This is a genomic window from Hansschlegelia beijingensis, from assembly GCF_045505405.1.
Taxonomy (GTDB): domain Bacteria; phylum Pseudomonadota; class Alphaproteobacteria; order Rhizobiales; family Methylopilaceae; genus Methylopila; species Methylopila beijingensis_A.
Genome location: NZ_JBJKEX010000063.1, coordinates 1 through 13,015, shown reverse-complemented (window position 1 = coordinate 13,015; position 13,015 = coordinate 1). Strand labels below are relative to the sequence as shown.

Here is a 13,015-nt window from a genome sequence, read left to right as displayed (position 1 = left end):
CGGCGGGCGCCGCGGCGGCCTCGTCCGGGAAAAGGGCGTGGCGGCGGAAAGCCAGCCCGACGCGGTCGCCGACCGCGATCTCGTCCTGGGGAGACACCAGGGCCTCGATCCGGGATCGGTCCGCGCCCACGCAGACGTCGATGCGCCGGTTCGACCCCGATCGCCTCATCGCCACCACGTCGCCCACGACGAGGCCGGCGGACGCATCGACAAGCTCGACGTCCTGCGGCCGCACCAGCAGACGCGCCGGACCATCGGAGACCTCGCTCGCGGGAACCGAAAGCGCCTGGCCGTCGAATTCGACACGTCCTGCGCGCACGACCACCGGCAAGGCGGTCGATTCGCCGATGAAGCCGTAGACGAAGGGGGTCGCCGGCTGGTCATAGACCTCGTCGGGCGTGCCGACCTGCTGAAGGTCGCCCTTGTGGAGCACCGCCACCCGGTCGGCGAGCTCCATCGCCTCGTCCTGATCATGGGTGACGAACACGGTGGTGTGGCCGGTCTCGTCATGGATCTTGCGGAGCCAGCGCCGGAGCTCCTTGCGGACCTGCGCGTCGAGCGCGCCGAACGGCTCGTCGAGCAGCAGCACCTGCGGCTCGATCGCGAGCGCCCGGGCCAACGCCACGCGCTGCCGCTGCCCGCCCGACAGCTGGGCCGGATAACGTCCCTCGAGACCTGTAAGCTGGACCAGGTCGAGCAGCTCCAGAACGCGCCGGCGGATCTCCGTCTCGGAAGGCCGGCGAGACCGCTCCCGCACCCTCAGGCCGAAGGCGATGTTGTCGAACACCTTCATGTGCCGGAACAGCGCATAGCTCTGGAAGACGAAGCCGACATTGCGCTCCTGGACGGTCTTGCGGGACGCGTCCTTGTCGCCGAACAGGATCTGTCCGCCATCCGGAAACTCCAGCCCCGCGATGGCCCGGAGCAACGTGGTCTTGCCCGAGCCGGAGGGGCCGAGCAGCGCGATCAGTTCGCCCGAGCGGATGTCCAGCGTGACCCCATTGAGCGCCGGGAACTTCCCGTAGTCCTTGCGGATGTTCCTGATCTTCAGATCCATGGCGTCCTCGGCGGTCCTAGCCTGCACGTCTTAGCGGATGGCGCATCGGGGGATAAGCACGAAGGCGCGGCCCGAGGACCGCGCGTTCGTCGCCGGGCGGCGGGGAGATCAGCCGCCCGGCTTGTAGATCTGGTCGAACGTGCCGCCGTCGCCGAAATGCTCGGCCTGGGCCTTCTTCCAGCCGCCGAACTCGCCATCGATCGTGACAAGCTTCAGCTGCTTGAAGCGCGCGACGTCCTGGGGATCAGCGAGCTCGGGGAAGCTCGGGCGATAGAAGTTGCGGGCCGCGATGGTCTGCCCCTCCTTCTCGTAGAGGAGCTTGAGATAGGCCTCCGCCGCCTTCCGGGTGCCGTTCTTGTCGACATTGCCCTCAACGAGAGCGACCGGCGGCTCGGCGAGGATCGAGAGCGACGGATAGACGATCTCGAACTTGTCCTCGCCGAACTCCTTGAAGGACAGGAAGGCCTCGTTCTCCCAGGCGAGCAGCACGTCGCCAAGGCCGCGTTGGGCGAAGGTCGTGGTCGAGCCGCGGGCGCCCGAGTCGAGCACCGGCACGTTCTTGAACAGAGCCGCGACGAAGGCCCGCGCCTTGTCCTGATCGCCGCCATTCTTCTCCGCCGCGTACGCCCACGCCGCGAGGTAGTTCCACCGGGCGCCGCCAGAGGTCTTGGGGTTCGGCGTGATGACCTGGATGTCCGGCTTCACCAGATCGTCCCAGTCCTTCACGCCCTTCGGGTTCCCCTTGCGGACAAGGAACACGATCGTGGAGGTGTAGGGCGAAGAGTTCCGCGGCAGGCGCGCCTGCCAGTCCGCCGGGATCTTGCCGGTGGCCGACGCGATCGCGTCGATGTCCGCGGCGAGCGCCAGGGTCACGACGTCCGCGTTGAGCCCGTCGATCACCGCCCGCGCCTGCTTGCCCGAGCCGCCATGCGAGGCCTGAACCCTGATGTCCTCGCCCGTGTCGGCCTTCCACTTCTTCTCGAAGGCCGCGCCGAACTCCCGGTAGAGCTCGCGCGTCGGATCATAGGACACGTTGGTGATGCGGGCCTGCGCGTTCGCCTGAGAGCCCGCCGCCAGCGGCGTGGCGAACGCCAGGGCAGCGGCGACGCCTACTGCAATACGGAAGTTCATGAACAGGTCTCCACGGCCGATCCTCAGGCGAAGCACGCCACGGCCCGGACCACCTGTCAATGTCATTCTATAAACTTACTGGTTTTATGGGCCGGGCGAGGACGCGCCTCGGCTGCACACACAGATAGGTTTATCGCTGAAAAAAATGGCCCGGCCGCTCCCCTGACGGCCGGGCGCATCCTCCGAGAGATTTCAGCGCGAAGAGGGGCGGTATCCGCACTGACGCCTGTTCAAGGCGGGGGAGTTCTCGAAAGCCCGAGCAGCCTGCCTGGGAGCGGCTGAACGGCGCCCGGACGCGCCATTCATATTCCGTTCAGCAATCCGGCACGGGAGAGCGCCTCAACGCGCCGCTGCGCGGCTTGCGCGGCGGGCCGAATGGCGGTAGGGCAAGCGCCGCCCCTCATGGGGTGTCGGAGCGTGGCGCAGCCCGGTTAGCGCACTAGTCTGGGGGACTAGGGGTCGTGGGTTCAAATCCCGCCGCTCCGACCAAACTTCATTTACTGGCGGGGGACAGCCGATCGGCGAGTCTCCCCCGTCGAGGGGATTCCGCCGCCCATGGACGATTTCAAAACTCTGCTTGAGCGCATGAAGGCGGCCCAGATCGAGCTCCTCACGGCCGCCGCCAGCGCGCGCACGCTGCCGTCGGATGGCGCGCTTCGCAAGATTGCGGATCTCGAGGTCGCGATCGGCGCGCTCGAGCACCTGATCGACGACGGCGACCTTCCCCGCGGCTGATTCTCAGACGTAAAGAAAGCGTGAAGGATCGGGTTCTCAGCGGAACCCGGTGGCGATCGGTGCGTTGAACGCTTAATTGAGCGACACACGCCCGAGACGTTCCAATGTTCTATGTTCTCGAAAACAGAGCGAGCCCTGCAGATAACGCCGCCATTGCCGCGGCGAACCTGCCGGTTGATTTCAGGGCGCCGCAGGATTTCACCGAAGACCAGAGTGATCTTGGATCGGACGACATAGATATTGTCGACGATGCACTGCTGAATACAGCTCCGCATAACGCAATTGAGCGCCAGCTTCTTCGCGGAGACGTCGTCGGACTTGCATTGATGTCCGGCGCGATCATCTGGAGCGCCATGGGCGCGTTCGGATAATTAAGACAATAATGTGGCGGAGTCGCCGTTAGACGCTACTTCTGGTCCTGCCGCGCCATAAACGTCACAATCGAAGGCCGCTGGTGCGCGTTCTGTACGTCGACGACGAGTCGGACATTCGAGAGATCGCCCAGCTCGCGCTCGAGCTTGATCCCGCCATGCGGGTCCGGACCGCCGCCACAGGCGCGGAAGCCATCGCCCTTGCGGAGAGCTTCGCGCCTGACCTGGTCCTTCTCGACGTCATGATGCCGGAAATGGACGGCGTGGCGACTCTCGCGCAACTGCGCGGCCATGAGGTGACCCGGCGCACGCCGGTCATCTTCATTACGGCGCGCACCCAGGCGAGCGAAGTCCTTCGGTTCAAGTGCCTGGGCGCGCTCGCGGTGATCCCGAAACCGTTCGATCCAATGCGACTGGCGGCCCAGGTCCGCACCCTTATGGAGTCGGAGAGCCCGCCTCCGTCTGCCTGATGAAGAGGCCGAACGCGCGTGGACCGTCCCCCGTCTTCATCTCGCCGATCACCTTCAGCGTCTCGGAATCGATCACCGTGACCGTGTTCGAGGCCCAGTTCACGATATAGACGCGGCGTCCGTCGGCCGAGGCCTGCGCGCCCTCGGGATATTCGCCAACCGGAACCACCCCCAGGGGCTGGAGCGACGTCGTGTCGAACACCGACACCTGCGCCGCGTACTGGTCGGTCACGAAGGCGCGCCCGTTCGCCAGCGCGACCACGTAGGGCCGCTCGCCGACCTTGACCGTGCCGACGACCTTCCGGGCGGCGATGTCTATGACCGACACGTCGTTCGAGGTGACATTGGCCGTGTAGGCGCGCTCGCCCTTGGCGTCGATCGTCACGCCGAACGGGCGCTGGCCGACCGGAACGGTCTCAAGCACCTTCTGGCCGGCCGTATCGACGATCGTGACCTGATGGGATTCCCTGTCCGCCGACAGGAGCAGTTTGCCGTCCGGCGTGACCGCCAGACCGGACGGCGACTTGCCGACCTCGATGCTGCCGGTCACTTCCCGCTTTTCGGGGTCGACCACCAGAATCCGGGACGCATACCAATCCGCGACGTAGATCGGCGACCCCGACGGATGCACGGCCACGCCGAGCGGGCCGCCCTCAAGCGGAATGCGGTGCAGGAGCTTGCGGGCCGGCGCGTCGATGATCGAAAGGGCGCGTCCGTCAGGGCTTGTGACGTAGACGCGCGTGCCATCGGCCGAGACTGCGACGCCCGCCGGCTTGCCGCCGATCGGTATCGTGGCGACCGCCTTGCCGGTGTCGAGGTCGAGGACGCTCAGATCGTCCTCGGCCTGATTGGTGACGAACGCCTCGTCGGCGCGGAGGGACCCCGCGCCGACGAGGAGCAGCGCCAGAAAGGCTGCGAGCGTGCGGGGGATCGGATCAGCTCCCCTTCTCGAGCTTCTCCTTGAGGGCGTCGAGCGTGGTCCGGTAGAGCCCGTTCACCGCCTTGACCGCCGCTTCGTCGTTCAGATCCGCCGGGGGATCGTTGTTCGGGTAGCCGCGATAGAAGGCGCCCCACCAGACGACCTTGGTCTTGTCGCCGTCCGGGGTCAGGGTCACCTTGGAGGAGTAATTGGTGACCGGCAGAACCTTCACGTCCACATTGGTGATGCGGTAGTGGAAGGTCTTGCCCTCATCGTAGGTGTCCAGCACCTCTTCGACCGTGCCGCCGCCCTTCAGGGTCAGCTTGCGGGTCGCGCCCTTCTCATTGCCGCCCTGCCCTTCGGTCTTCTCGACCACCGGGATCCAGCTGGCGTCCTGGAAATTTCCGATCGCCTTCCACACCTTGTCGGCGGGGGCGTTGATCTCGACCTCCTGCTGGGTTTTCTGCCGGGTCGGGCCGTGCGCCTGGACGGCGCTCGCGAGCCCGAGCAGGACCGCAGCGGCGGCGAGAAGTTGAATCTTCATGCGTCGCTTCCTTCCACCTTCGGCGCCCGCGGCAGGGTGATCCGTCGCGAGCGACCTTTCTTGGGCCGTACGGCCGCGCCGCATAGAACCAAAGCGCGCGCCGCGGATAAAGCCCTACCGGACCGACGGTTCGCCGCACCCCCGGCCCTTGGACACGGCTCGCCCGCAACCTAGCTTCAAGCGGCTACCCACACGTGCAAGCTCCAGAAATGTCAGAGCGACCATCCTTCCGCGCGCGCCTTGTCGGGCGCATCGCCGACCTCGACGTCGCGGCCTGGCAGGCCGCCGCGCAGGCCGGAGAGGACGCGGGGTACAATCCCTTCGTGGACCACAGGTTTCTGAAGGCGCTCGAGGATTCCGGAGCGGTCGGCCCCGGCACGGGCTGGACCCCGGCCCATCTCGCGCTGGAGGATCCGGAGGGCGCGACGGTCGGCTTCGCGCCCTGCTATCTGAAGAGCCACAGCCAGGGCGAGTACGTCTTCGACCACGCCTTCGCCGACGCCTATGAGCGAGCGGGCGGACGCTACTATCCCAAGCTGCAGGTGTCGGCGCCTTTCACGCCCGCCACCGGCCCGCGTCTTCTGGCGGCCCCCGGGCAGGACCGGGAGGCGGTCCAGTCCGGACTTGCGGCGGCGCTGCGGGCGCTGACGCGCCAGATAGGCGCCTCCTCCGCGCATGTGACGTTCATCAGCGAGGCTGAGCAGGCGCTGCTCGTCGACCAAGGCTTCCTGGCTAGGACCGACCAGCAGTTTCACTGGCGCAATGAGGGCTACGGCTCGTACGACGACTTCCTGTCGGCGCTGGCGTCACGCAAGCGAAAGCAGCTGAAGCGGGAGCGCCGCGAGGCCTCGGCGGACGGGATCGTAATCCGCCATCTGACCGGATCGGATCTGCGCGAAGAGCACTGGGACGCCTTCTTCGCGTTCTATCTGGACACGGCGTCCCGCAAGTGGGGCCGGCCTTACCTGAACCGTGGATTCTTCAGCCTGATCGGCGAGACGATGTCGGAGCGGATTCTCCTGGTGCTCGCGGAGCGGGCGGGAAAGCCGATCGCGGGCGCGCTGAACTTCATAGGGGGCGACGCGCTCTATGGGCGCTACTGGGGCGCGATCGAGGAACATCCGTTCCTGCATTTCGAGGTCTGCTACCACCAGGCGATCGACGCCGCGATCGCGCTCAAGCTGCCGCGCGTCGAGGCCGGCGCCCAGGGCGAACACAAGCTGGCGCGCGGCTATCGGCCGGTGACGACCTACTCCGCGCACGCCTTCGCCGACCCCGGGCTGGCGCGGGCGGTGAAGGACTATCTCGCGCGGGAACGCCGCTACGTCGCCGAAGCGCACGACGCGCTCGAGACCGCGACCCCCTACCGGCGAACTCCCGCCGCCTCTGAAGAGGGCGCTTGACCGGAACGCGCCGGCGCGATCCTTTGGCCGCCCTTTCTTCCGGACGGAGCCGCGCCGCCGATGGCTGAGTACGACCCCGAGAACATTTTCGCCAAGATCCTGCGCGGCGATCTGCCGGCCCACAAGGTTTACGAGGACGAGGCCACCCTGGCTTTCATGGACGTCATGCCGCGCGCGGACGGCCACGTGCTGGTGATCCCGAAAGCGGCGTCGCGGACGCTGCTGGAGGCGGAAGCCTCGGATCTCGGCCCGCTGTTTGCCTCGGTGCAGAAGGTCGCGCGCGCTGTGAAGGCTGGCATGGGCGCCGAGGGCGTCACGATCCAGCAGTTCAACGAGACCGCGGGCGGTCAGGTGATCTTCCACACCCACATCCATATCCTGCCGCGCTGGACCGACGTGCCGCTGAGGCCTCACACGGGACAGATGGAGAAGCAGGACGTGCTCGCCGCGCACGCGGAGAAGATCCGGGCGGCCCTGTAGGTCCAGGCGGCCTCGCTAGGCGCCGAGCGCTACCATCCCGAGGATGAGAGCGACCTCGGCGGTCGCCACGCCGAGCGCGAGGGAACGGCGGCCGACCGCATAGGCCGCGATTCCCGCGGCCGCCGAGCCGAGCCGCAGCCACAGCGGCGCCAGGGCGAAGCCGCCGCTCGGCGACAGCACGAGTTTGGCCACCAGCCCCGCGACCAGCGCCGTGGCGACCATCCGCACCCACGCGAACACGGCCCCGTCCTCGTCCAGCCTCGCGGACAGCACGGCGCCGAGGACCCGCCAGAGCTCGTTAGCGAAGAAGGCCGCGACCACGGCGAGCAGCAGGAAGCCGACGTCGGGGGTCGTCATAGGGCTGACCGCCGCCGGCGCGCCGCCTTGTCGATCAGGAACGCGATGGTGCCCCCGATGATCCCCGTCCAGAGCAGATCGAAGCGGGGCGTCATAGTCGCGATCAGCGGCGCGAGAACGAGCCCCAGGCCAATCGCGAGCCGCTCGCCCAAGCCCGACGCGCCCCGCTCGAGGGAGAGCAGGAAGTAGATCGGCGTCAGGCCGAGCAGACCGATGGACAGCGCAGCCGGAAGCAGGCCGGCCGCCGCGTGGCCGGCCGCGGTCGCGATGGTGCTGCCCAACACCAGCCCGTTCGCGAGACCGAGGAAAAACGGCATGCGGCTCTCGCGATCGAGCGCCGGCGTGCGCCGCAGCCCCTCGAACCAGGCCGTCACCGCGACGTAATGCGCGGCGAGCAGACGCGCGCCGAGCGAGGTGCGGTCGGAGCGCAGGACGGGAAGGATCGAGACCACCATCGGCAGCAGCCGCACCGCGGAGATCGTCACGGCGAGCGACGACGCCGCGATTCCCGCCCCGCTCGCGAGCGCGCCGGCGAGCACCAGCTGAGCCGGGGCCGCCCAGATCAGAACGGTGGACAGCGCCGCGATCCAGATCGGCCAGCCGAAATCGTGCGTCATCGCGCCGAAGCCGGTGAAGCTTCCGAACAGCACGAGGCCGGGCGTGCTCAGGGCCGCGCGCGCGCCCTGCCAGAACGGACGCGAGGCGCCGACCGGGGTCGGCGCCTCCTGAGGCGGAGTCGAATCCATCGAGCGATCAACCCGGCGCGCGAGGCGCCGGGCTTCGCGCCCGCTCAGCCCTCACTGCGCACGAGCGGCGGCGCCTTGGAGCCGCCTTTCCGCGAGCCCTCCGAGCGACGACGCGCCGGCCTCTCGCCGTCCGTGTCGCCGATCTTCTCGGGCTTGGGCGTGACGGGGCCCTCGGGGAAGGCGAAACCGAGTCCGGTCTTGCCGTCCTCCTTGGTCTCGACCAGCACGCGGACCGCGCCGCCGCCCTTGAGACGGCCAAACAGGACCTCGTCGGCGAGCGGCGTCTTGATCGCCTCCTGGATGAGACGCGCCAGCGGCCGGGCGCCCATCTGCGGGTCGTAGCCGCGCTCGGCCAGCCAGTCTCGAGCCTCGTCCGAGAGCTCGATGGTGATGTTGCGGTCGGCGAGCTGCGCCTCGAGCTGCAGGACGAACTTCTCGACGATCTGCCGCACCACCTCGATCGGCAGATTGCCGAAGGCGATGATCGCATCGAGCCGGTTGCGGAATTCCGGCGCGAACAGGCGGTTGATGGCATCGGAATCCTCGCCGGACCGCTTGGAGCGGTTGAAGCCGATCGGCTCCTTGGCGAGGTCGGACGCTCCCGCATTGGTCGTCATGATCAGGATGACGTTGCGGAAATCGACCTGCTTGCCGTTGTGATCGGTGAGCTTCCCGTGATCCATCACCTGCAGCAGGATGTTGAACAGGTCGGGGTGAGCCTTCTCGATCTCGTCGAGCAGCAGCACGCAATGCGGGTTCTGGTCGATGCCGTCCGTCAGCAGCCCGCCCTGATCGAAGCCGACATAGCCGGGAGGCGCGCCGATCAGACGACTGACCGTGTGGCGCTCCATGTATTCCGACATGTCGAACCGCAGCAGCTTGACGCCGAGAAGCGACGACAGCTGGCGGGCGACTTCGGTCTTGCCGACGCCGGTGGGCCCCGAGAACAGGTAGCAGCCGATCGGCTTCTCCGGGTCGCGGAGGCCGGCGCGCGCGAGCTTGATCGTCGAGGAGAGCGCCTCGATCGCAGCCTCCTGGCCGTAGACCACGCGCTTCAGGCTCTCGGTCAGCGACCGCAGCACCTCGGCGTCGTCCTTGGAGACCGACTTCGGCGGGATGCGGGCCATCGTGGCGATCGTCGCCTCGATCTCCTTCACGCCGATCGTCTTGCGCCGCTTGTTCTCGGGCAGGACCATCTGGGAGGCGCCCGTCTCGTCGATGACGTCGATCGCCTTGTCGGGCAGCTTGCGGTCGTTGATGTAGCGGTGCGCGAGCTCGACCGCGGCCTTGATCGCCTCGTTCGTGTAGCGGACCTGGTGATAGCTCTCGTAGTAGGGCTTGAGGCCCTTGAGGATCTCGACCGCGTCCTCGACCGAGGGCTCGGCGACGTCGATCTTCTGGAAGCGCCGGACGAGCGCCCGGTCCTTCTCGAAGTGCTGGCGATACTCCTTGTAGGTCGTCGACCCGACGCAGCGCAGCGTTCCGGAAGCGAGCGCCGGCTTCAGCAGGTTGGAGGCGTCCATCGCCCCGCCGGACGTCGCGCCAGCGCCGATGACGGTGTGGATCTCGTCGATGAACAGGATCGCGCCGGGGGTCGCCTCGAGCTCCTTCACGACCTGCTTCAGCCGCTCCTCGAAGTCGCCGCGATAGCGCGTGCCGGCCAGCAGCGCTCCCATGTCCAGCGAGAACACGGTGGCGTCCTGCAGGACCTCAGGCACCTCGTCCCGAACGATGCGCAGCGCCAGGCCCTCGGCGATCGCCGTCTTGCCGACGCCCGGGTCGCCCACGAAGAGCGGGTTGTTCTTGGTGCGGCGGCACAGGATCTGGATGGTCCGGGTGATCTCGGCGTCACGGCCGATCAGCGGGTCGATCCGGCCCTCGCGCGCCTTCTTGTTGAGGTTGACGCAATAGGCGTCCAGCGCGTCGGCCTTCTTCTTGCCGCCGCCCGGCGTCTCCTCGGCGCTCGCCCCGGCCTCGTCGTCGGCCCCGCGCGCCGGCCGCGCCTCTGACAGGCCCGGACGCTTTGCGATCCCGTGGCTGATGTAGTTCACGGCGTCGTAGCGCGTCATGTCCTGCTCCTGCAGGAAGAACGCGGCGTGGCTCTCGCGCTCGGCGAAGATCGCCACGAGCACGTTGGCCCCCGTGACCTCCTCGCGGCCGGAAGACGTGACATGGATGACGGCGCGCTGGATGACGCGTTGGAAGCCTGCCGTCGGCTTGGAGTCCTCGGACGTGTCCCCGACCAGATTGTCGAGTTCGGCGTCGACGTACTCGATCAGGTTCCGGCGCAGGATCTCCAGGTCGACATTGCAGGCCCGCATGACCGCCGCGGCGTCCTGATCGTCAACCAGGGACAGCAGCAGGTGCTCGAGAGTCGCGTACTCATGGTGACGCTCATTGGCGAAAGCGAGAGCGCGGTGGAGAGACTGCTCGAGGCTGCGCGAGAATGACGGCAATTGCTTTACCTCACTTCTTTTCCATGACGCACTGCAATGGATGCTGATGCTTCCGTGCGAAATCCATGACTTGCGTCACTTTGGTTTCGGCCACCTCGTAGGTGTAGACGCCGCACTCCCCCGCGCCGTGATTATGGACGTGGAGCATGATCCGCGTCGCAGCTTCACGGTCCTTTGCAAAAAACTGTTCCAGCACATGCACGACAAACTCCATCGGAGTGTAGTCGTCGTTCAGTATCAGCACCCGGTAAAGGCTCGGCCGCTTGACCTTCGGGCGCGTCTTCGTGACGACGCCCGTGCCAGGACCCGCATCCTCCACCCGGCGCAGCCCGCCGGTGAGTTTCGCGGCTCGAAGGGCCGCGCCGCTGCGCCGCACATCCGTCCGACGCAGTCCACGCTTCGAATTGCTCGTCCTCGTCTCCCTCATGAGTCAGCCGCCGCCTCGTCAGTCGTCGCGGCGCGTACGAGGGACCGCGCGGCGCCGCATCACAATCATCCGAGCTGATCCTAGCTCTGGAGCATCACGCACGCCAGACTGTCGGAACGTCCCGCCGACGATCAAGTAGGTAGACGCGCAGGCAAAAAAAAGCCCGGCGAGAAGCCGGGCTGGGGTGCGCCGGTCGCGGGACCGGCGCCGATGACGTCAGCGCGTCACTTGGCCTTGGTGAAGGCCGTCTCGATCGGCTTGTAGCTTTCCTTGGCGATGTCCGCGTAAAGCTCGCCGATCTTGGTCGCGCGGGCGAGATACGTCTCGTAGCTCGACTTGACGAACTGCGACTGAACCTCGAACGCCTTGTCCACCGACTTGGCGCTGGCGATCTTCTCGACCAGAGCGCTGCTGTCCTCGAAGGCCTTCTTCGAATAATCGGCCACTTCGACGGCGATCGCCTGCAGACCCTTGCTGACGGCCCCGAAGCTCTTGAGCGCGAGATCCATGTTCTCGCGGCCGTACTTCTGAGCGTCCTCGAACGTGTTGGTCGTCATGCCTGTCTCCTCCTGGAGGGTTGGGCTGCGCCTCGCGCGCCCCGCTGTCTTGAAAGCGGCTCAACCCTTCAGCGGAGCGCTTTCGAACGTCTTAGCGTTCAAGCGGACGGAATATATGCAGTGCAGCATGACTGTCAAGATCGCGTTTTGCACCGCACAACCCGCGATTTCGCCTTAACCCCTCCGTAACCGCGTCTGCTTAGCGTCGTTGACTGCGCTGTCCGGGAGACGCCGACGGCGCTGGGCGGGCGTCGAGTGGGTGGACCGGCAACGTCCACCTGGCGCGGGCGATACGGGAATGCGTGTGATGAAGCCGAGTTGCGTTGTGAGTTGGAGCGGCCGATTTGTCACCTGCGTGGCCGCCGCGGGCGTGCTGACAGGCGCGGTTTTCGCCACGGTCGACAGCGCCGAGGCGCGATCGAAGAAGCGCCACTCGTCGCAGCACAAGACCCGCATCGCGCCGGCCGCCACCTTCACCGGCGCCTCGAACTACGCCGCGCTCGTCGTGGACGCCAAGACCGGGGCGGTTCTCTACGAGAAGAACGCCGACAATCTGCGGTTCCCGGCCTCCGTCACGAAGGTGATGACGCTCTACCTCGTGTTCGAGGATCTGGAGCGCTCCCGCATCAGTCTCGACAGTCGCATCTCGATGTCCGCGAACTGCGCGGCCGCGGCCCCCTCGAAGCTCGGCCTGCGGGCCGGCCAGTCCCTGCGGGTCGAGGACGGCATCAAGGCGCTTGTGACGAAGTCCGCGAACGACGTCGCCTGCGCGTTCGCCGAGAACCTCGAAGGCTCCGAGGCGGGCTTCGCCGACCGGATGACGCGCAAGGCGCGCGCCGTCGGCATGAGCAAGACCGTGTTCCGCAACGCCTCCGGCCTGCCCAACCCGACCCACGTGTCGACGGCTCGCGATCTGGTGACGCTCGGCCGCGCCATTCAGGACCGCTTCCCTCGCTATTACGGCTATTTCGGCACGCGCGTGTTCAACTTCGCCGGCCGCACCATGCCGAACCACAACAAGCTGCTCGGCCGCGTCGAGGGCGTCGACGGCATCAAGACCGGCTACACCAACGCCTCCGGCTTCAACCTTCTCACCTCGGTGAAGAGCCAGGGCCGCAGCATCGTCGCCGTCGTCATGGGCGGCCGCACCGGCCCCTCGCGCGACGCCCACATGCGCGAACTGATCGCGCTCAACCTGCCGAAGGCCCAGTCCGGCTCGCGCACCGCGCCGCTGGTCGCCGAGAACGACCGTGGCTCCAGGACCACCCGCCCGGCCGTGATGGCGAGCGTGCCGACCCCGCTTCCGCTGCCCGCGCCCTTGCTGCCGGTCCGCGAGCAGGTGGCTGACGTCCAGGTTAGATC

15 protein-coding genes and 1 tRNA gene are annotated in these 13,015 nt (G+C 67.2%); 7 read left to right on the top strand and 9 right to left on the bottom strand.

Annotated elements, in window-relative coordinates; translation table 11 throughout:
• Positions 1-1,057 (bottom strand): sulfate/molybdate ABC transporter ATP-binding protein (locus ACIKT0_RS06370; RefSeq protein WP_407104524.1); only part of this gene is annotated, 1,057 nt, incomplete at its 3' end.
• Between the two features lie 108 nt (positions 1,058-1,165).
• Positions 1,166-2,188: a sulfate ABC transporter substrate-binding protein gene (locus ACIKT0_RS06365; protein ID WP_407104523.1), complete on the bottom strand. Its 1,023-nt coding sequence runs from the start codon at positions 2,186-2,188 to the stop codon at positions 1,166-1,168.
• A gap of 411 nt (positions 2,189-2,599) precedes the next feature.
• Here ACIKT0_RS06365 and ACIKT0_RS06360 point away from each other — a divergent pair.
• The 4 genes from ACIKT0_RS06360 (at position 2,600) to ACIKT0_RS06345 (ending at position 3,764) form a co-directional block, all read left to right on the top strand.
• Positions 2,600-2,677: transfer RNA gene (locus ACIKT0_RS06360), tRNA-Pro, on the top strand.
• A gap of 66 nt (positions 2,678-2,743) precedes the next feature.
• Positions 2,744-2,923 carry a hypothetical protein gene (locus ACIKT0_RS06355; RefSeq protein WP_407104522.1) on the top strand — a complete coding sequence of 60 codons (180 nt, stop codon included), beginning with the start codon at positions 2,744-2,746 and terminating at the stop codon, positions 2,921-2,923.
• Positions 2,924-3,027: 104 nt separating this feature from the next.
• On the top strand, positions 3,028-3,294 hold the full coding sequence (locus ACIKT0_RS06350; RefSeq protein WP_407104521.1) for a hypothetical protein: 267 nt from the start codon (positions 3,028-3,030) through the stop codon (positions 3,292-3,294).
• 83 nt (positions 3,295-3,377) lie between these two features.
• Complete coding sequence (locus ACIKT0_RS06345) at positions 3,378-3,764, top strand: response regulator (protein ID WP_407104520.1); 387 nt, start codon at positions 3,378-3,380, stop codon at positions 3,762-3,764.
• Here the strand turns inward: ACIKT0_RS06345 and ACIKT0_RS06340 are convergent.
• Both ACIKT0_RS06340 and ACIKT0_RS06335 read right to left on the bottom strand, forming a co-directional pair.
• Positions 3,730-4,695 (bottom strand): YVTN family beta-propeller repeat protein, encoded by a 966-nt coding sequence (locus tag ACIKT0_RS06340; RefSeq protein WP_407104525.1) that lies wholly within the window; start codon positions 4,693-4,695, stop codon positions 3,730-3,732. The genes ACIKT0_RS06345 and ACIKT0_RS06340 overlap by 35 nt on opposite strands.
• 4 nt (positions 4,696-4,699) lie before the next feature.
• Positions 4,700-5,227 (bottom strand): SRPBCC family protein, encoded by a 528-nt coding sequence (locus ACIKT0_RS06335; RefSeq protein WP_407104519.1) that lies wholly within the window; start codon positions 5,225-5,227, stop codon positions 4,700-4,702.
• Positions 5,228-5,436: 209 nt separating this feature from the next.
• Here ACIKT0_RS06335 and ACIKT0_RS06330 point away from each other — a divergent pair, with 209 nt between their 5' ends.
• A complete protein-coding gene (locus ACIKT0_RS06330; protein WP_407104518.1) occupies positions 5,437-6,630 on the top strand; it encodes a GNAT family N-acetyltransferase in 1,194 nt (397 codons plus the stop codon).
• Positions 6,631-6,690: 60 nt separating this feature from the next.
• The gene (locus ACIKT0_RS06325; protein ID WP_407104517.1) at positions 6,691-7,110 is read left to right on the top strand and encodes an HIT family protein; all 420 of its coding nucleotides are present in this window, start codon (positions 6,691-6,693) and stop codon (positions 7,108-7,110) included.
• A gap of 15 nt (positions 7,111-7,125) precedes the next feature.
• On the opposite strand, the gene ACIKT0_RS06320 is transcribed toward ACIKT0_RS06325, so the two are convergent.
• The 5 genes from ACIKT0_RS06320 to ACIKT0_RS06300 form a co-directional block, all read right to left on the bottom strand.
• Positions 7,126-7,467, bottom strand: coding sequence for an AzlD domain-containing protein (locus ACIKT0_RS06320; RefSeq protein ID WP_407104516.1), 342 nt, complete (start codon positions 7,465-7,467; stop codon positions 7,126-7,128).
• Complete coding sequence (locus ACIKT0_RS06315) at positions 7,464-8,213, bottom strand: AzlC family ABC transporter permease (RefSeq protein WP_407104515.1); 750 nt, start codon at positions 8,211-8,213, stop codon at positions 7,464-7,466. Before ACIKT0_RS06315 ends, ACIKT0_RS06320 begins: the two co-directional genes overlap by 4 nt.
• Positions 8,214-8,257: 44 nt before the next feature.
• A complete protein-coding gene (clpA, locus tag ACIKT0_RS06310; RefSeq protein ID WP_407104514.1) occupies positions 8,258-10,669 on the bottom strand; it encodes an ATP-dependent Clp protease ATP-binding subunit ClpA in 2,412 nt (803 codons plus the stop codon).
• Between the two features lie 10 nt (positions 10,670-10,679).
• On the bottom strand, positions 10,680-11,096 hold the full coding sequence (gene clpS, locus ACIKT0_RS06305) for an ATP-dependent Clp protease adapter ClpS (RefSeq protein WP_246397926.1): 417 nt from the start codon (positions 11,094-11,096) through the stop codon (positions 10,680-10,682).
• 224 nt (positions 11,097-11,320) lie between these two features.
• On the bottom strand, positions 11,321-11,653 hold the full coding sequence (locus ACIKT0_RS06300) for a phasin family protein (RefSeq protein WP_407104513.1): 333 nt from the start codon (positions 11,651-11,653) through the stop codon (positions 11,321-11,323).
• 355 nt (positions 11,654-12,008) lie between these two features.
• Here ACIKT0_RS06300 and ACIKT0_RS06295 point away from each other — a divergent pair.
• On the top strand, positions 12,009-13,015 hold a 1,007-nt coding region (locus ACIKT0_RS06295), incomplete at its 3' end, for a D-alanyl-D-alanine carboxypeptidase family protein (protein ID WP_407104512.1).

What these genes read in the sequence shown, in the direction of transcription:
- ACIKT0_RS06320 (WP_407104516.1), bottom strand. Translation starts at nt 7,467, where the DNA reads ATGACGACCCCCGACGTCGGCTTCCTGCTGCTCGCCGTGGTCGCGGCC.
- ACIKT0_RS06330 (WP_407104518.1), top strand. Translation starts at nt 5,437, where the DNA reads ATGTCAGAGCGACCATCCTTCCGCGCGCGCCTTGTCGGGCGCATCGCC.
- ACIKT0_RS06300 (WP_407104513.1), bottom strand. Translation starts at nt 11,653, where the DNA reads ATGACGACCAACACGTTCGAGGACGCTCAGAAGTACGGCCGCGAGAAC.
- ACIKT0_RS06325 (WP_407104517.1), top strand. Translation starts at nt 6,691, where the DNA reads ATGGCTGAGTACGACCCCGAGAACATTTTCGCCAAGATCCTGCGCGGC.
- ACIKT0_RS06365 (WP_407104523.1), bottom strand. Translation starts at nt 2,188, where the DNA reads ATGAACTTCCGTATTGCAGTAGGCGTCGCCGCTGCCCTGGCGTTCGCC.
- ACIKT0_RS06350 (WP_407104521.1), top strand. Translation starts at nt 3,028, where the DNA reads ATGTTCTATGTTCTCGAAAACAGAGCGAGCCCTGCAGATAACGCCGCC.
- ACIKT0_RS06335 (WP_407104519.1), bottom strand. Translation starts at nt 5,227, where the DNA reads ATGAAGATTCAACTTCTCGCCGCCGCTGCGGTCCTGCTCGGGCTCGCG.
- ACIKT0_RS06315 (WP_407104515.1), bottom strand. Translation starts at nt 8,213, where the DNA reads ATGGATTCGACTCCGCCTCAGGAGGCGCCGACCCCGGTCGGCGCCTCG.
- clpS (WP_246397926.1), bottom strand. Translation starts at nt 11,096, where the DNA reads ATGAGGGAGACGAGGACGAGCAATTCGAAGCGTGGACTGCGTCGGACG.
- ACIKT0_RS06355 (WP_407104522.1), top strand. Translation starts at nt 2,744, where the DNA reads ATGGACGATTTCAAAACTCTGCTTGAGCGCATGAAGGCGGCCCAGATC.